The 16887-nt window shown below is 72.1% G+C and carries 14 protein-coding genes; 5 read left to right on the top strand and 9 right to left on the bottom strand.

All coding sequences use genetic code 11. The features are described 5' to 3' along the window. Positions 1-23 precede the first annotated feature (23 nt). Complete coding sequence (locus ACFWP3_RS22940) at positions 24-764, bottom strand: glucose 1-dehydrogenase (protein WP_384224066.1); 741 nt, start codon at positions 762-764, stop codon at positions 24-26. 137 nt (positions 765-901) lie between these two features. On the opposite strand from ACFWP3_RS22940, the gene ACFWP3_RS22945 reads away from it, so the two are divergent. Beyond that, positions 902-1468: a pyridoxamine 5'-phosphate oxidase family protein gene (locus ACFWP3_RS22945; protein ID WP_384224068.1), complete on the top strand. Its 567-nt coding sequence runs from the start codon at positions 902-904 to the stop codon at positions 1466-1468. Here ACFWP3_RS22945 and ACFWP3_RS22950 read toward each other — a convergent pair. The 3 genes from ACFWP3_RS22950 to ACFWP3_RS22960 all read right to left on the bottom strand — a co-directional run bounded on the left by ACFWP3_RS22950 (position 1461) and on the right by ACFWP3_RS22960 (position 4179). Continuing rightward, positions 1461-2762, bottom strand: a complete 1302-nt coding sequence (locus tag ACFWP3_RS22950) for a DUF1906 domain-containing protein (RefSeq protein ID WP_384224071.1) — start codon at positions 2760-2762, stop codon at positions 1461-1463. The genes ACFWP3_RS22945 and ACFWP3_RS22950 overlap by 8 nt on opposite strands. Positions 2763-2857: 95 nt before the next feature. Continuing rightward, positions 2858-3958 carry a hypothetical protein gene (locus ACFWP3_RS22955; protein WP_384224073.1) on the bottom strand — a complete coding sequence of 367 codons (1101 nt, stop codon included), beginning with the start codon at positions 3956-3958 and terminating at the stop codon, positions 2858-2860. Continuing rightward, positions 3955-4179, bottom strand: coding sequence for a hypothetical protein (locus ACFWP3_RS22960; RefSeq protein WP_384224077.1), 225 nt, complete (start codon positions 4177-4179; stop codon positions 3955-3957). The genes ACFWP3_RS22955 and ACFWP3_RS22960 overlap by 4 nt, the downstream gene beginning before the upstream one ends. A gap of 179 nt (positions 4180-4358) precedes the next feature. On the opposite strand from ACFWP3_RS22960, the gene ACFWP3_RS22965 reads away from it, so the two are divergent. The 4 genes from ACFWP3_RS22965 (at position 4359) to ACFWP3_RS22980 (ending at position 8526) form a co-directional block, all read left to right on the top strand. After that, entirely contained in the window at positions 4359-4784 is a 426-nt protein-coding gene (locus ACFWP3_RS22965; RefSeq protein ID WP_384224079.1) for a hypothetical protein, read from the top strand. Positions 4785-5024: 240 nt separating this feature from the next. Beyond that, positions 5025-5360, top strand: coding sequence for a CU044_2847 family protein (locus ACFWP3_RS22970; protein ID WP_384224082.1), 336 nt, complete (start codon positions 5025-5027; stop codon positions 5358-5360). Between the two features lie 5 nt (positions 5361-5365). After that, positions 5366-7912 carry an ATP-binding protein gene (locus tag ACFWP3_RS22975; protein ID WP_384224084.1) on the top strand — a complete coding sequence of 849 codons (2547 nt, stop codon included), beginning with the start codon at positions 5366-5368 and terminating at the stop codon, positions 7910-7912. A gap of 56 nt (positions 7913-7968) precedes the next feature. Next, positions 7969-8526 (top strand): GntR family transcriptional regulator, encoded by a 558-nt coding sequence (locus ACFWP3_RS22980; protein ID WP_384224086.1) that lies wholly within the window; start codon positions 7969-7971, stop codon positions 8524-8526. Here the strand turns inward: ACFWP3_RS22980 and ACFWP3_RS22985 are convergent. The 5 genes from ACFWP3_RS22985 to ACFWP3_RS23005 all read right to left on the bottom strand — a co-directional run bounded on the left by ACFWP3_RS22985 (position 8498) and on the right by ACFWP3_RS23005 (position 16870). Next, a complete protein-coding gene (locus ACFWP3_RS22985; protein WP_384224088.1) occupies positions 8498-8698 on the bottom strand; it encodes a DUF397 domain-containing protein in 201 nt (66 codons plus the stop codon). The two genes, ACFWP3_RS22980 and ACFWP3_RS22985, sit on opposite strands and share 29 nt — an antisense overlap. After that, the gene (locus ACFWP3_RS22990; protein ID WP_384224090.1) at positions 8683-9519 is read right to left on the bottom strand and encodes a helix-turn-helix domain-containing protein; all 837 of its coding nucleotides are present in this window, start codon (positions 9517-9519) and stop codon (positions 8683-8685) included. Before ACFWP3_RS22990 ends, ACFWP3_RS22985 begins: the two co-directional genes overlap by 16 nt. A gap of 212 nt (positions 9520-9731) precedes the next feature. Then, positions 9732-11192, bottom strand: a complete 1461-nt coding sequence (locus ACFWP3_RS22995; RefSeq protein ID WP_384224092.1) for a glutamate synthase subunit beta — start codon at positions 11190-11192, stop codon at positions 9732-9734. Beyond that, positions 11185-15744: a glutamate synthase large subunit gene (gltB, locus tag ACFWP3_RS23000; RefSeq protein WP_384224157.1), complete on the bottom strand. Its 4560-nt coding sequence runs from the start codon at positions 15742-15744 to the stop codon at positions 11185-11187. Before gltB ends, ACFWP3_RS22995 begins: the two co-directional genes overlap by 8 nt. A 394-nt stretch (positions 15745-16138) precedes the next feature. Then, positions 16139-16870: a VIT1/CCC1 transporter family protein gene (locus ACFWP3_RS23005; protein WP_384224094.1), complete on the bottom strand. Its 732-nt coding sequence runs from the start codon at positions 16868-16870 to the stop codon at positions 16139-16141. Positions 16871-16887: the final 17 nt, after the last annotated feature.

Genomic DNA, 16887 nt, shown 5'->3' on the forward strand with positions numbered 1-16887 from the left:
CGCGGCCATCACCCGGCGGTCCCTCACCGTCGTCCCCCGGCCGTGATCCCGCCATCCACCGCGAACTCCGTACCCGTCACGTACGAGGACGCGTCCGAGCAGAGGAAGAGGACCAGCTCCCCGACCTCCTGCGGCCGCCCCATCCGCCCCAGCGGCACGTGCGACCAGTCCCGGCCCGCGACCGCTTCGGCCACCATCGGCGTGTCGATGGCGCCCGGGTGCACCGAGTTGACCCGGATCCGGTCCGCCGCCAGGTCCAGCGCCGCCGACCGGGTCAGCCCGCGCAGGGCGAACTTGGTGGAGCCGTAGGCCGCGTGGCCCGGTATCCCGACCAGCCCGGCCGTCGAGGAGATGTTGACGATCGAGCCGCCCCCGCCCACCCTGAGCACCGGCGCCACCGCCTGGATGCCGAGGAAGGGCCCCAGCAGGTTGACCCGCAGCAGCGTCTCGAACTCGTCGAGCCGCTGCCGTTCCACGTGGGCCGTGCGCCACAGGGCCGCGTTGTTGACCAGCGCCGAGATCGTGCCGAAGGCCGCGACCGCGGCCCGCACGACCTCGGCCCAGCCGTCCGCGTCGGCCACGTCGTGCCGCACGTACAGCCCCTGCCCGCCGAGCTCCGCGGCCACCGCCCGCCCCTCGTCCTCCCGCACGTCCGTGACGACGACCCGCGCCCCCGCCTCCGCACACAACCGAGCCCCCGCCGCCCCCTGCCCACGCCCGGCACCGGTGATCACGACGACCTTCCCCTCAAGGGAGACGCACACGGTTCCACCCCCTCCGACCGGTCTTCCTGCGATGAGGAATATGTCTAACAGTCATATCCGGTGGACGGAAGGGCGCCGGACGGCCGGGGGAAGGACTCCGAGCGGCGCGCGCCCGTGGGCCGCGCTTTGATGGACGCATGACGACGAACAACTGGGCAGCGTTCGAGAAGGCGGAGCCGGAGTTCGCGGCGGCCGTGCAGGCGCGGTTCGCGCAGTTTCCGCACCATGTCCTGGCCACCCTGCGCAAGGACGGCTCTCCGCGCGTGGCCGGGCTGAACGTCGACATCCGCGGCGGGGAGTTGTGGCTCGGCATGATGCCGGGTTCGATGAAGGCCCGGGACCTCCAGCGCGACCCCCGGTTCGCCCTGCACACCAACCCGGGCGAGGGCGAGACGATGCCCGACGGGGACGTGCGGATCTCCGGGCGGGCGGTGGAGGTGGTGGATCCGCCCGAGCTGCACCGGTACGCGGAGGAGACGGAGAGCCCGCACCCCTTCCACCTCTTCCACGTCGAGCTGGCGGAGGTCGTCCACATCGGCGTGGAGGGCGACGACCTGGTGCTGCGGTCGTGGACCCCGGCGGGCGGCCTGCGCACCATCCGCCGGGGCGATGACGACGAGCCCCCGCGCGAGGACCCCCGCGAGGACCCCCGCGAGGACCCCCGCGAGGGCCCCCGCCAGGACCCGCCTGCCGGTGCTAGCTGAGGCGGAAGATGCCGCCCGTCCCCAGGGCGGAGGGGTCGACGTCGACCCAGTTGCGGTCGATGTTGATCGTGACCCCGCCGTAGGTGGCGTCGTGGTCGCCGCGGAACTGGTGGGCGCGGCGCCGGCCGGCCCACTGCGGGGTGCCGGCGGGCAGGCCCATGTCGGCGTCGGCGACCGAGGCCGCGCCGTTCCAGCGGGCGACCCACAGCACGTCCGGCATGGCCTCGGGGGCCTGGTGGTGGTGGGCGCTCAGCGCCTTGACCCCGGAGCCCGCCGAGACGTACGCGGCGGAGCGGTAGCCGAGCTCGTGCAGCCGGACCGTCCACGCGGTCAGGTAGGCGACGACCGGGGCGTCCCAGGTCGCGCGGTCGGAGTAGTTCTCCAGGTCGTTGTAGAGCACCGTGCCCGCGGGCAGGCCCAGCGACGCGGCGGCGGCCACCGCTCCGTCGGCGGCGGACCGGCCCTGCGCGTCGGCCTCGGAGGGGTCGGTGGACAGGCCGGTGCTGGCGCTGTTCCAGGGCTGCGGGCCCACCCAGATCGGCATCAGGTGCCAGCCGGCCTCGGCCTGCCGCCGTACCCAGTCGGCCGTGAGCTGCGGCTGGGCGCAGGCCCGGGCGCGGCCGCCGATGTAGATGCCGACCGCCCGGAAGGGCGAAGCGGTGTGCCAGGCGTCCATGGACTTCTGGGTGGGGGCGGTGCAGGCGTCGAAGCCCTCGCCGGTGAAGGCCTCCTGGGCGTTGCGGGGCTCCGGGCCGTCGACGGCGGGCCGGGCGGGGGGCGCGGCGGGGGCGGGGAGTACGGCGGGGGCGCCGGCGGGCACCGCGCGGGCGCGGGCCAGCACCCGGCGTACGGCGTCGGGCGCGGTCCCGTACGAGACGGTGGCCATGACCCCGGGCCGGAGCAGCGCGTACCGCAGTTCGTTGCTGTCGGTCCGCGGCGGGGCCTCGGGCAGCGTGGTGCCGGATTCCACGGTGAAGGTGGGGATGTCGGCGCGCCGCGGGGCCCCGTCGAGGGGTTCGAGGTGCAGCGTGTCGGCGCGGCTGACGGCGGCCCGGCCGGTGCATTCGCTCTGGGTGCCGGCGTGGCCGAGGTACAGGGTGGGCAGGTCGAGGCGCAGGCAGGCGTCGGGTTCGCGGTCGAGGTCGACGACCCGCCAGTCGGCGGGGACGGCCAGGCGCAGACCGCCGTAGTCGACGGTGCGCGCGTCGGCGGCGGCGGTCGTCGCCGACGGGAGTACGGGGACCAGCAGGGCGGCGCCGAGGAGGCCGCTCAGCAGCGTTCGGATGGGGGCCATGATCCGGATAGTTACCAGACGGCGGGGCCCCTCAACGTGGCTGAGGAGCCCCGCAGATGGTCCGTACGGCCCATCGTGCGCGGGCCGGGCACCCCCTACGGCGCCGGCTGGTCCCGGAAGGCGGGCAGGTCGAAGAGGCGCTGCCGGCCCGTGTCGTCCATGAGCTCGACCAGGGGCAGCACCAGCTCCCACAGGTCCTGCCGCGCGACCTCCCGGACCAGCGCGTCCAGCTCCTCGTCGCCGAGCCCGGCGGCGGCGTCGGCCACCGCCTTGCGCGCCTCGGCGGGCAGTGCGCCGGCCAGCGGCAGGAAGGCGCCCCACAGCCCGGTCGCCACGACGGCCCGTACCGCCCCGGCCAGCACCCGGGGATCGTGCAGGGGTTCCAGCCGGGCCACGGCGAGCCGGTCCTCCTCGCCGAGCAGCGCGACCAGCGGCAGCAGCGTCTCCCAGAGCCCGGCTTCGTGCGTCACCCGCACGAGTGAGGCCAGCTCGGCCCCGTCAAGGCGGGCGGTGAGCCGGGCGATGCGCAGCCGCTGCTCCCCGCCGACCGCGTCGGCCACGGCGAGGGCCTCCTCCCAGAGCCCGGCGGCCGCGGCGGCCCGTACCACCGAGCCGAGGCGGTCGTCGTCCATCAGCTCCAGGATGCGCGGGAGCCGCTCCGGCTGGTCGACGTAGAACCCGGCGCGCAGTACGTCGGTGTCGCCGATCCGCTCGAGGATCCGGCCGAGCACCCCGTCCCTCAGGTGCCCGACGAACCGGCCCATGGTGAGGTGGTCGCGCCGTTCGGCGAGGGCGACGGCGATCCGTACGACGAGGCCCTCCTCCAGCCGGTCCACGATCCCGGCGATCTTCCTGGGGTCGAGGTGGGCGCAGGACTCGGCGGTGAAGTCCACGGGCAGCCGCGCGATGATGTCGGCGGCGCGGCCGGCCTCCAGCCGTCCGGCGACCGCGGCGGCGAGCCGCGGGCCGAGCGCCTTCTGCGAGATGGCGGCGGCGACTGGGGCGGGCACCAGCTTGGTGGCGGCGGCGATCCGGTCGAGCATCTCGGGGGCGCCGTCGTTCAGCGCGGCGCCCGCCTGCTCCCGGAAGGCCCGTACGTCCTCGCCCGGCAGCCCCGCCAGGAATCCGAGGCCGCCGGCGTCCACGCCCACCAGCCGGGCGGTCTTCTCCACCTCGGCGCGGCGCGCGGCGCTCACCGGAACAGCACCTTGCGCACGGCCCCGCGGGCGAGGGCGGGCACCAGCTTGAGCGCCTCCTCGGCGGCCTCGTTCAGCCCGTCGGCCTGCCGCTCCCGCTGCCCGCGCACGGCGTCGGCCAGCCGCGCCACGTCCCCGGCGTCCAGTCCGCCGAACGATCCGGGCGGCCGTACTCCGCCCAACTCGGCTGCCAGTCGGGCCAGTTCCTGATCCACACTCACGGGTGACCTCCCGGACGAGAGAAGACGACGGCTCGCCGTGAGCGTGGCCCCGTATTGACTATTAGTCAATACTCGCGGGTAAGTACGCCTACTCAGGCGACTGTCAGTGCCCCTGGCTAACGTCGCGGATGTCGAGTCGATCGGCACGACATCACATGGGGGATCACATGGGGGATCACATGAAGAAGTTGCAGAAGCAGGCCACCACCCTCGCCGCGCTGACCGCGGCGGTCACCCTGGCACTCGCGGCCGCGCCGGCCCAGGCCGCACCGGGCGACGAGATCATCGGCTACCCGGGACCCGACGGGCTGATCTGGATCGCCGAGAAGACCGGCGACGGCGGCTTCGTCTCGGGCGGCCTCGCGCCGGACCTGGACACGTTCGTCAACTTCGGCTGCGCCGACGGCGGCAGCATCGAGGTGGCCTTCCACCTCGTCAACCATCCGGACCGCGACCCGGCCCCCTTCACGGTCGACTGCCCCGACAGCACCCCGACCCGCGTCACCGTCCCGCTCGGTACGGGCCTTCGCGGCGGCTTCGTCGCCACGGTGACGGCCTCGTCCCCGTCCGTGCGCTGGGGCGCCACGGTCGTCCAGCCCGAGTAGCGGGGCGGTGCGCGGGTGACGGGGGGGCGCGCCCGCGTGACGGGGGCCGTGCCCGGGGGGCGGCGGGGGCGGGCTCGGGGCCGGCGGGGGCGGGCCCCGGGGGCGGCGGGGGCGGGCCCGGGGGGCGGAGGCCGTGCCCCGGTAACTGGGCCATATCCCTGCGCGACCGGTCCGGGGTGCCCCAGGATGTGCCTGTCGGGTGCGAGGGGGGCCGCGGGCGGTCCCGGAGCCATGGGGGGCGTGGCGGACGTGGCAGGACAGCTGATCGCGATGGCACTGGAGGACGGCGGCGAAGAGACCGCCGTCGTGTTCGAGGTCGACGGGGACCTGGCGGGCTCCGACCTGGAGCTGGCGGCCGGGGACGGGCTGGTGGGGCGGGCCCGCGTCTCGGTGCAGGACGCACTGGACCAGGTGAAGCCCACGCTGGCGAAGGTCGCCCGGACCGTGCGCGAACTGGGCCCGGACGAGGCCGAGATCGAGTTCGGGCTGAAGATGGGCGGCGAGACCGGGGTCATCGTCGCCAAGGGCACGGCAGAGGTGAACTTCGCCGTCCGGCTCGTCTGGCACCGCCCCTGAGCCGGATGGGGGCGCGGCGCGACGGGTTCGTCGTCAAGATCCGGCAGGGCACCTCCGACGTCCCCGTCGGGGTCGGCTTCGTCGTCGGCGACAAGCACATCGTGACCTGCGCGCACGTCGTCAGCGTGGCCCTGGGCCGGCCGAAGGGGACCGCCGACCGGCCGGGTGACGAGGCGCGCATCCAGGTCGAGTTCGTGCTGCTCGGCGACGCCGAGGGAGGCCCGCTGCGCAACTGCCGGATCGCGGCCTGGGATCCGCCCCCGGGGCCCGGGCGGCCGGGCCGCGACATCGCGGGCCTCGTCCTGGTGGGTGGGGACACCCTGCCGGTGGGGGCGGGCCCGGCCCGGCTCGTCGATCCGCGCAACGGCCTCGCGGAGAGCACCGAGGTGTCCGTCTTCGGCTACCCGGGCAGCCCCCCGCGCAAGGCCAACGGCGCCTGGAGCAGCTGCGTACTGCGCGGCGCCGTCGGCGGCGGGCTGGTCCAGCTCGACACCTCCGCCGAGTCCGCGCTGCGCGCCCAGCCCGGCTACAGCGGCGCGCCCGCGATCCTGTCGGACCGCTGGGGGGACGCGGTGATCGGCATGCTGGCCGTCGCGAGCCGGGGCGGCGAGCACGAGGACGCGTACGCCGTCCCCCTGTCGGAGATGGCCTCGGCCTGGCCCGAGGTGCTGGAGCGCAGCGTGCTGCCCCCGTGCCCCTACCGCGGTCTGCAGCCCTTCACCGCGGCCGACGCCCGGGCGGGGGTGTTCGTGGGCCGGGAGAGGGAGATCGAACGGCTCCGGGCGATGCTCGGGAACCAGCCCTGTGTCGTGGTGGCCGGGCCCTCGGGCGTCGGCAAGTCCTCGCTGGTCGCGGCCGGCCTGGAACCGGCGCTGGCCGCCGACGGCTGGACCGTCGCGAGCTTCCGGCCCGGCTCCACCCCGTACGACTCGGTGGCGCGTGCGCTGCTGGACCTGGAGGACCCCCGCGCCCAGCACACGCTGGAGCGTCTGGAGAGCCGGGCGCGCGCCGTGCGCGAAGAGGGGTTCTGGCCGGTCGCGACCCGGATCGCGCTGCTCACCGGCCGCCGGCTCGCGCTCAGCACGGCCGCGGTCCTCGTCCAGCGGCACAACGAGGTACTGCTGACCAAGTCGCAGGAGCTGACCGAGCAGTGGCGCGAGCGGTCGACGATGCTGGAGAACCGGCAGGGCGCGCTCCAGGCCGCCAACCGGCAGCTGGAGGAGAAGGCGGCGCGGCTGGCGCACGAGAACAGCGAGATCGAGGTCCAGTTCGCCCGGATCGAGGAGGCCCGGCAGGCCCTGCAGGAGCACAACGAGCTGCTGGCGGTGTCGATCCGGCACAAGAGCGAGTTCCTGGCGAACATGTCGCACGAGCTGCGCACTCCGCTGAGCTCCTTGCAGCTGCTGGCGCAGGAGCTCGCGGACAACGCGGGCGGGACGCTCACGCCCCAGCAGGTCGAGTACGCCCGGGCCATCCAGGGTGCGGGCCGCGACCTGCTGTCGCTCCTGGACGACATCCTGGACCTCTCCGACGCGGAGACGGGACGGATGGAGATCGTCCCGGTCCGGGTGCCGCTGCTCCAGGTCGCCGACCACCTCGACGCGGCGTTCTCGCCGCTGGCGGAGGAGAAGGGGCTGGGGCTGCACGTACGGGTGGCGCCCGAGCTGCCGGAGACGCTGCACGCGGACGAACGCCGGCTGCTCCAGATCCTGCGGAGCCTGCTGGCCAACGCCGTGAAGTTCACCGACCGGGGCGAGGTACGGCTCGACATCCAGCCCGTCGCCGCGGATCGCGACGACGCCCGGCTCGCCGACATGAAGGCGGCGGAGCTGATCGCCTTCTCGGTGGCCGACACGGGCATCGGGATCCCCGACGGCAGGCTGAAGGCCATCTTCGAAGCGTTCACGCACGCCGGCGACCCGGCCGACACCCGGCACGTCGGGACGGGGCTCGGGCTGTCCATCAGCCGGGAGATCGCCCGGCTGATGGACGGCGAGATCCACGTGGCGAGCGAACGCGGCCTCGGCTCCGTGTTCACCCTCTACCTGCCGCTCGTGTCGGGCGGCCCGCTGCCCCACCCCGACCTACGGGACACCCCCGTCGCCGCGCCCCCGGACCACCCGACCGCCGCCCCCACTTCTCGCGCCCTTTCGTACGGCTTCAGCGGCGAGAAGGTACTGATCGTGGACGACGACGTCCGTGCCGCCTTCGCCCTCACCACCGACTTCGAACGCCACGGCCTGGAGGTGCTGTGGTCCGAACGCGTCCCCCAGGCCATCGCCACCGTCACCGCCGACCCGGAGGTGTCCCTCGTCCTCCTGCGCCTCCCCACCCAGGGCATGACCGCGGCCTCCGCGGCAGCCTCGGTCATAGCCCAACTCGCGGGCCCGACGTCCCGCCCGGTCATCGCCCTGGCCCGCAAGACCACCCCCCTGGGCCGCGAAAAGGCCCTGACGGCGGGCGCATCCGACTACACGACCACCTCCCACGACGGCGAACAACTCCTCCCCCTGATCCACCACTGGCTCGACGGGAACGGGAAAGCACGGTGAAAGGCACCGTCACCTACCGTGGGACGCAACAGCGAATCGGACGCACAGGAGGCAGCATGGCCGGGATCGTTCGGACCAGCACTTCGTTGCCGTACCTGACCCCCCGCTCCCCCGGGGATACCGACGCCTGGACGGACGAAGCCTCGGCCGCGGGCCGCCGCGGCGGACAGCGCATCCTCCACGCCGCGGAGGTCACCGCTCCGGCGGAGGTGGTACAGATGCTGGGCCTGACGGGCGCGGAAACCGTCGTGGCCCGCCGCAGGGTGATCGAACTCGACGGTGAGCCGATCGAGTTGACGGACACCTACTACCCCGCCGACATCGCAGCCGGTACCGCACTGGCCTGCACGGCGAAGATCCGCGGTGGCGCCGTGACGCTGCTGGCCGCACTCGGGCACATCGGCGTGCGGGTCATCGAGAACGTGATGGCGAGGATGCCCAGTGCCGAGGAGCGGGAGCAACTGCTCATCGGGGTGGGCGAGCCCGTACTAGAGCTCGCCCGCATCACCTACGATGCGGCGGACCGCCCCATCCAGGCGGACCTGATGGTCATGCCCGCCGGACGCCAGCAGCTGCGGTACGAGATCAGGCTTGAACCTTCACAGTCTGGATGAACGGAGCCCACACAGCGGCCGGGAACACCAGCACCGGACCGGCGCCCGCGAGCTTGCTGTCGCGGACGGGGACGACGCCGGGCAGGTCGTCAGACACCTCGACACACTCTCCACCCTCCCCGTTGCTGTGCAAGGACTTCCGCCAAGACAGGCTGTTCACGTCTGCGCGCATTCCTCATGCTCCTCCGCCACCGACTCGATCAGGGCCAGGGACACCTCCGGCGACAGTGCGGCAGCCCTCGCAAGATCGTATGACCTCCAATGACGCCCCACCAGAGCCGGATAGTCGAGCAGCTGTCCTGCGTGGGGCCCCTCCGTGTAGGCCACGTCGGGTGCGTCGGCGAACTGCATGATGCGCACGTATGCCCCCAAAGCACCATGGGCACCCGCCGCGAACGGCACCACTTGGACAGTGATCCGATGCGCACGGATATACGAGGAGATATGCCGCAGCTGAGCAGCCATCACAGCGTGCCCACCGACTGCCGTACGCAGTACGGCCTCGTGCAGAACGACCCACAATTCGGGCGTCATCGGGTTATCAAGGAGTCGCGCACGCTCTATACGAGCCGCAACCAGGGAGTCGACGCGATCCGCCTGACCGGTGGGACTAGTGGCACGAACTACGGCGCGCGCATAGTCCGCTGTCTGGAGCAGGCCGGGGACCAGCGTGGGGGCGTAGTCGTAGATGGCCGTCGCCAGACCCTCCAGCTCGGCCGCGATCGCGAAGTACTCTACGTGCTTGGACTTGAACGCCTGGGCCAGGCGGGTGAAGTAGTCCCCCGTGCCGAGCGCCTTGTCGATCAGCACCGCCAGCTCCGGCCGCAGCCGCCGCGCCCCGCACTCCATCTGGCCGACGTACGCCCCGCTCGTGAAGATGCGCTCGCCCAGACCCTCCTGGCTCAGCCGGGCCGCCGCACGATGCCGCCGCAGCTCCTCGCGGGCGAACTCCTCCGGCGTCTGCGCTCCGCTCAGATCCTCCGGCCTCGCCATGAGCCAACTCCCCGCTTCCGCAGTGCCCTTGCTCTGCGAAGAAGCGTAGCCCCCGCCCGGCCGAAGCGACAACGGAACGCATTGATGTGACTACATAACGCCACAGCGCCCGCCATCCCTGGTCGGGGACATGGCGGGCGCGGTGTCAGAGTTCCGCACGTCGTTGTACGGACCGTATGAGGGGTCCTCCCCGGAGGGAGGGGGGTGACGGGTTAGACCGTCAGGGAGCGGTCCGTCGGCTTGACCGGGTACGGGAGGGCGCTGGTGCCCGTCAGGAAGCGGTCCACGCCGCGGGCGGCCGAGCGGCCCTCCGCGATGGCCCAGACGATGAGCGACTGGCCGCGGCCCGCGTCGCCGGCGACGTAGACGCCGTCGACGTTGGTCGCGTAGGAGGCGTCGCGCTCGATGTTGCCGCGGGCGTCCATCGCCAGGCCGAACTGCTCCACCAGGCCGTTGGCCTGGTCGGTGCCCGTGAAGCCCATCGCCAGGGTGACCAGTTGGGCCGGGAGGACCCGCTCGGTGCCGGGCTTCTGGACGAGCTTGCCGTCGACGAACTCGACCTCGACCAGGTGCAGGGCCTTGACGTTGCCGTCCTCGTCGCCCTCGAAGTGGGTCGTGGAGACGGAGTAGACCCGCTCGCCGCCCTCCTCGTGCGCCGAGGTGACCTTGTACAGCATGGGGAACGTCGGCCAGGGCTGGTTGGCGTTGCGGTCCTCGCCCGGCTTCGGCATGATCTCCAGCTGCGTGACCGAGGCCGCGCCCTGGCGGTGGGCGGTGCCGACGCAGTCCGCGCCGGTGTCGCCGCCGCCGATGACGACCACGTGCTTGCCCTCGGCGGTGATGGGGGGCGCCATGAAGTCGCCCTCCTGCACCTTGTTGGCGAGCGGCAGGTACTCCATCGCGAAGTGGATGCCGTTCAGGTCGCGGCCCGGGACCGGCAGGTCGCGGGAGACGGTGGCGCCCGCCGCGATGACCACCGCGTCGAACCGCTTGCGCAGGTCGGTGGCGGTGATGTCGCGGCCGACCTCGATGCCGGTACGGAACTTGGTGCCCTCCGCGCGCATCTGCTCGATGCGGCGGTTGATGTGCACCTTCTCCATCTTGAACTCGGGGATGCCGTAGCGCAGCAGCCCGCCGACGCGGTCGGCGCGCTCGTACACCACCACGGTGTGCCCGGCCCGGGTCAGCTGCTGGGCCGCGGCCAGGCCCGCCGGGCCCGACCCGATGACGGCGGCCGTCTTGCCGGACAGCCGCTCCGGCGGCTGCGGGGTGACGTTGCCGTTGTCCCAGGCCTTGTCGATGATCGAGACTTCGACGTTCTTGATCGTGACGGCCGGCTGGTTGATGCCGAGCACGCACGCCGACTCGCACGGGGCCGGGCACAGCCGCCCGGTGAACTCCGGGAAGTTGTTCGTGGCGTGCAGGCGCTCGCTCGCCGCCGACCAGTCCTCGCGGTACGCGAAGTCGTTCCACTCGGGAATCAGGTTCCCCAGCGGGCAGCCGTTGTGGCAGAACGGGATGCCGCAGTCCATGCAGCGGCCGGCCTGCTTGCTGATGATCGGGAGCAGCGAGCCCGGGACGTAGACCTCGTTCCAGTCCTGCAGCCGTTCGGCCACGGGACGGGAGCAGGCGGTCTCGCGCGGGGTGGTGAGGAAGCCCTTCGGGTCAGCCATGGGTCGCCGCCTCCATCATCTTCTCAGTGGTCTCGGACTCCGAGAGTCCGGCCAGCTCAGCGGCGTCCTTGGCGGCGAGCACTGCCTTGTACGTGGTCGGGATGATCTTGCTGAAGCGGGCCGCCGCGGCGTCCCAGTCAGCCAGGAGCTTCGCGGCGACGGTCGAGCCGGTCTCCTCCTCGTGGCGGCGCACCACATCGTGCAGCCACTGCTTGTCGGTGTCGGAGAGGACGGCCTCGACCGCGCCCGCGTTGCCGACGTTGACGTTGTGCGGATCGAGGTCGATGACGTACGCGGTGCCGCCCGACATGCCGGCCGCGAAGTTGCGGCCGGTCTCGCCCAGGACGACGGCCTGGCCGCCGGTCATGTACTCGCAGCCGTGGTCGCCCACGCCCTCCGAGACGACCAGGGCGCCGGAGTTGCGGACGCAGAAGCGCTCGCCGGTGCGGCCGCGCAGGAACATCTCGCCGCCGGTGGCCCCGTAGCCGATGGTGTTGCCGGCGATGGTGGAGTACTCGGCGAGGTGGTCGGCGCCGCGGTCCGGGCGGACCACGATCCGGCCGCCGGAGAGGCCCTTGCCGACGTAGTCGTTGGCGTCGCCCTCCAGGCGCAGGGTGATGCCCTTCGGCACGAAGGCGCCGAAGGACTGGCCGGCGCTGCCCGTGAAGGTCAGGTCGATGGTGTTGTCGGGCAGGCCCGCGCCACCGAACTTCTTGGTGACGTGGTGGCCGAGCATCGTGCCGACGGTCCGGTTGATGTTGCGGATCGCGACCTGGGCGCGGACCGGCAGGGCCGCCTCGGCGGACTCGGCGCTCAGCGCGTCGGCCGCGAGCTCGATGAGCTCGTTGTCGAGGGCCTTCTCCAGACCGTGGTCCTGCTCGATGAGGGCGTGGCGGACCGCGCCCTCGGGCAGCTCGGGCACGTAGAAGAGCGGCTCGAGGTCGAGGCCCTGCGCCTTCCAGTGCGAGACGGCCTTGGTGGTGTCCAGCAGCTCGGCGTGGCCGACGGCCTCCTCGATCGTACGGAAGCCCAGCTCGGCGAGGATCTCGCGCACCTCCTCCGCGATGAACTCGAAGAAGTTGACGACGAACTCGGGCTTGCCGGAGAACCGCTCGCGCAGGACCGGGTTCTGCGTGGCGATGCCGACCGGGCAGGTGTCCAGGTGGCAGACGCGCATCATGACGCAGCCGGAGACGACGAGCGGCGCGGTCGCGAAACCGAACTCCTCGGCGCCGAGCAGCGCGGCGATGACCACGTCGCGGCCGGTCTTGAGCTGGCCGTCGGTCTGGACGACGATGCGGTCGCGCAGCCCGTTGAGCAGCAGGGTCTGCTGGGTCTCGGCGAGGCCGAGCTCCCAGGGGCCGCCCGCGTGCTTGAGCGAGGTGAGCGGGGAGGCGCCCGTACCGCCGTCGTGGCCGGAGATCAGGACGACGTCCGCGTGGGCCTTGGAGACACCCGCCGCGACCGTGCCGACGCCGACCTCGGAGACCAGCTTCACGTGGATGCGGGCGACCGGGTTGGCGTTCTTGAGGTCGTGGATCAGCTGGGCCAGGTCCTCGATGGAGTAGATGTCGTGGTGCGGCGGCGGGGAGATCAGGCCGACGCCCGGGGTGGAGTGCCGGGTCTTGGCGACCCACGGGTAGACCTTGTGGCCGGGCAGCTGGCCGCCCTCGCCGGGCTTGGCGCCCTGCGCCATCTTGATCTGGATGTCGTCCGCGTTGACCAGGTACTCGCTCGTGACACCGAAGCGGCCGGAGGCGACCTGCTTGATGGAGGAGCGGCGCGCCGGGTCGTACAGGCGCTCCGGGTCCTCGCCGCCCTCACCGGTGTTGGACTTGGCGCCCAGCTGGTTCATGGCGATGGCGAGGGTCTCGTGCGCCTCCTTGGAGATGGAGCCGTACGACATGGCGCCGGTGGAGAAGCGCTTGACGATCTCGGAGACGGGCTCGACCTCGTCGATGGAGATCGACGGGCGGTCGCCCTTGCCGTTCTCACTGGTCTTGATGGCGAACAGGCCGCGGAGCGTCATCAGGCGCTCGGACTGCTCGTTCACCCGGTCCGTGTACTGCCGGAAGATGTCGTACCGGCGGCCGCGCGTCGCGTGCTGGAGGCGGAAGACGGTCTCCGGGTCGAACAGGTGCGGCTCGCCCTCGCGGCGCCACTGGTACTCGCCGCCGATCTCCAGCGCACGGTGCGTGGCCGCGATGCCGGAGGCCGGGTACGCCTTGGTGTGGCGCGCGGCCACCTCCTTGGCGATGACGTCCAGGCCCGCGCCGCCGATCTTGGTGGCGGTGCCGTTGAAGTAGGTCTCGACGAACTCGTCGTTCAGGCCGACGGCCTCGAAGACCTGGGCGCCGCGGTAGGAGGCGACGGTGGAGATGCCCATCTTGGACATGACCTTCAGGACGCCCTTGCCGAGCGCGTAGATCAGGTTCTTGATGGCCTGCTCCGGCTCCAGGCCGGACAGGAAGGTACCGGCGCGCAGCAGGTCCTCGACGGACTCCATGGCGAGGTACGGGTTGACCGCGGCGGCGCCGTAGCCGATGAGCAGGGCCACGTGGTGGACCTCGCGGACGTCGCCGGCCTCGACGAGCAGGCCCACCTGGGTGCGCTGCTTGGTCGCGATGAGGTGGTGGTGCACGGCGGAGGTGAGCAGCAGCGAGGGGATCGGCGCGTGCTCGGCGTCCGAGTGGCGGTCCGAGAGGACGATCAGGCGGGCGCCGGCCGCGATGGCGGCGTCGGCCTCGGTGCGGATCTCGGCGATCCGCGCGGCCAGCGCCTCGGCGCCGCCCGAGACCCGGTACAGGCCCGAGAGGGTGGCGGCCTTCATGCCCGGCATGTCGCCGTCGGCGTTGATGTGGATGAGCTTGGCCAGCTCGTCGTTGTCGATCACCGGGAACGGCAGCGTCACGCTGCGGCAGGACGCGGCGGTCGGCTCCAGGAGGTTGGACTCCGGGCCGATCGAGGACAGCAGCGAGGTGACGAGCTCCTCGCGGATGGCGTCCAGCGGCGGGTTGGTGACCTGCGCGAAGAGCTGGGTGAAGTAGTCGAAGAGCAGCCGGGGGCGCTCGGACAGGGCCGCGATCGGGGAGTCCGTGCCCATGGAGCCGAGCGGCTCGCCGCCGGTACGGGCCATCGGCGCGAGGATGACGCGCAGCTCTTCCTCGGTGTAACCGAAGGTCTGCTGGCGGCGGGTGACCGAGGCGTGGGTGTGCACGATGTGCTCACGCTCGGGCAGGTCCGACAGCTCGATCTCGCCGGTCTCCAGCCAGTCGGCGTACGGGGCGGCGCCGGCCAGCCCGTCCTTGATCTCGTCGTCCTCGATGATCCGCTTCTGGGCGGTGTCGACGAGGAACATCTTGCCGGGCTGCAGGCGGCCCTTGCGGACGACCTTGGCCGGGTCGATGTCGAGCACGCCGACCTCGGAGCCGAGGACGACGAGGCCGTCGTCGGTGACCCAGTAGCGGCCGGGGCGCAGACCGTTGCGGTCGAGGACCGCGCCGACCTGGGTGCCGTCGGTGAAGGTGACGCAGGCCGGGCCGTCCCAGGGCTCCATCATCGTGGAGTGGTACTTGTAGAACGCGCGGCGGGCCGGGTCCATGGAGGTGTGGTTCTCCCACGCCTCCGGGATCATCATCAGCACGCTGTGCGGCAGCGACCGGCCGCCGAGGTGGAGCAGCTCCAGGACCTCGTCGAAGGAGGCCGAGTCGGAGGCGTCGGGGGTGCAGATCGGGAAGATCCGGTCCAGCACGCCGTCGCCGAAGGCGTCGGACGCCAGCTGGGACTCGCGGGCCTTCATCCAGTTGCGGTTGCCCTTGACCGTGTTGATCTCGCCGTTGTGCGCGACGAAGCGGTACGGGTGGGCGAGCGGCCAGGACGGGAAGGTGTTCGTCGAGAACCGGGAGTGGACCAGGGCCAGCGTCGAGGCGAAGCGGCGGTCGGAGAGGTCCGGGAAGAAGGGCTCGAGCTGGCCGGTGGTCAGCATGCCCTTGTAGACGATGGTGCGGGCGGAGAGCGACGGGAAGTACACCCCGGCCTCGCGTTCGGCGCGCTTGCGCAGCACGAACGCCTTGCGGTCCAGCTCGATGCCGCTGCTGCCGTTGGAAACGAACAGCTGCGAGAAGGCCGGCATGGTGGCGCGGGCGCCGTTGCCGAGCAGGTCCGGGGTGACCGGGACCTCGCGCCAGCCGAGGACCGTGAGGTTCTCCTGGGCGGCGATGGCCTCGATCTGCTCCACGGCGACGGCCTGTGCGGTGCCGTCGGCGGGGAGGAAGGCGATGCCGACGGCGTAGGCGCCGGCCTCGGGGAGCTCGAATCCGGCGACCTCGCGGAGGAAGGCGTCCGGCACCTGGGACAGGATTCCCGCGCCGTCGCCGGAGTCCGGCTCGGAGCCGGTGGCGCCACGGTGCTCGAGGTTCCGCAGAACGGTCAGGGCCTGCTCAACGAGCGTGTGGGTGGCCTCGCCGGTGAGGTTCGCCACGAATCCGACGCCGCAGGCGTCCTTCTCGTTGCGCGGGTCGTACATGCCCTGCTGGGCGGGGCGACCGTCCATGGGCGACCAGGCGGTGGTGCTGGGGCCGGTCGCGGAGTGCGTGGATGCGGAACGCATCGGCTCTCCCGTCGTCGTCGTGGCATATGTGCATAGCCGAGGGACGACGTTGGCCCTCTGCGAAATTTCGTGCAGATTACATGATGACGACAATCCCGCGAAGCGGATATGCCATTCCAACATGCGGACACTGCACGGGGCAGAAAAGGGGGACCTTCACAGGGTTCTCAAGGGTTCTCAAGAGTCTCGAGACGCGATGACGGGTCGAAGGTCCCGGCGCGGGGGCGGGCATCATTGCCCGCAGCCCTGTTCTGGTACCCGGCGGACACGTGAGCGAAACCGCCGAGTAATGGACTACTTATGTGGTGCGGTGCATAGTGTCTCACTACCTGCCCGGTCAGCCTATGGCCCCGCCGATCCAGGTTCCCAGGATGTACGTCACACCGGCGGCGGCGCCACCCAGTGCGAGCTGGCGCAGCCCGCTGTACCACCAGGACCGGGCCGTGACCCGGGAGACGACCGCACCGCAGGCGAAGAGCCCCGCCAGCGCCAGCAGCAGCGCGGGCCACAGCGAGGTGGCTCCGAGCAGGTACGGCAGTACGGGCAGCAGCGCGCCCAGGGCGAAGGAGCCGAAGGACGAGACGGCGGCGACGAGCGGCGAGGGCAGGTCGTCGGGGTCGATGCCGAGCTCCTCGCGGGCGTGGATCTCCAGCGCCTGCTCGGGATCGCGGGACAGCTGCATGGCCACCTCGCGGGCGAGCGGGGGCTCGACGCCGCGGGAGACGTAGAGCTCGGCCAGCTCCTCCATCTCGTCGACGGGGTGCTTGCGCAACTGCTGGCGCTCGATGTCCAGTTCCGCGAGGACCAGCTCGCGCTGCGAGGCGACGGAGGTGTACTCGCCGGCCGCCATGGAGAAGGCTCCGGCCGCGAGGCCCGCCAGTCCGGTGATCGCGATGGTGTGCGGGGCGACGGCGCCGCCCGCCACACCGGTCATCAGGGCGAGGTTGGAGACGAGCCCGTCCATCGCACCGAACACGGCCGGCCGCAGCCATCCACCGTTGACGTCGCGGTGGGTGTGGTTGTCGCGGTGGGCGGTGTGCAGCGGTGCTTCGATGTCGATGATGGACATGCGGTGTATCTCCCCTT

This window comes from Streptomyces sp. NPDC058525, from assembly GCF_042719495.1.
Classification (GTDB): Bacteria; Actinomycetota; Actinomycetes; order Streptomycetales; family Streptomycetaceae; genus Streptomyces.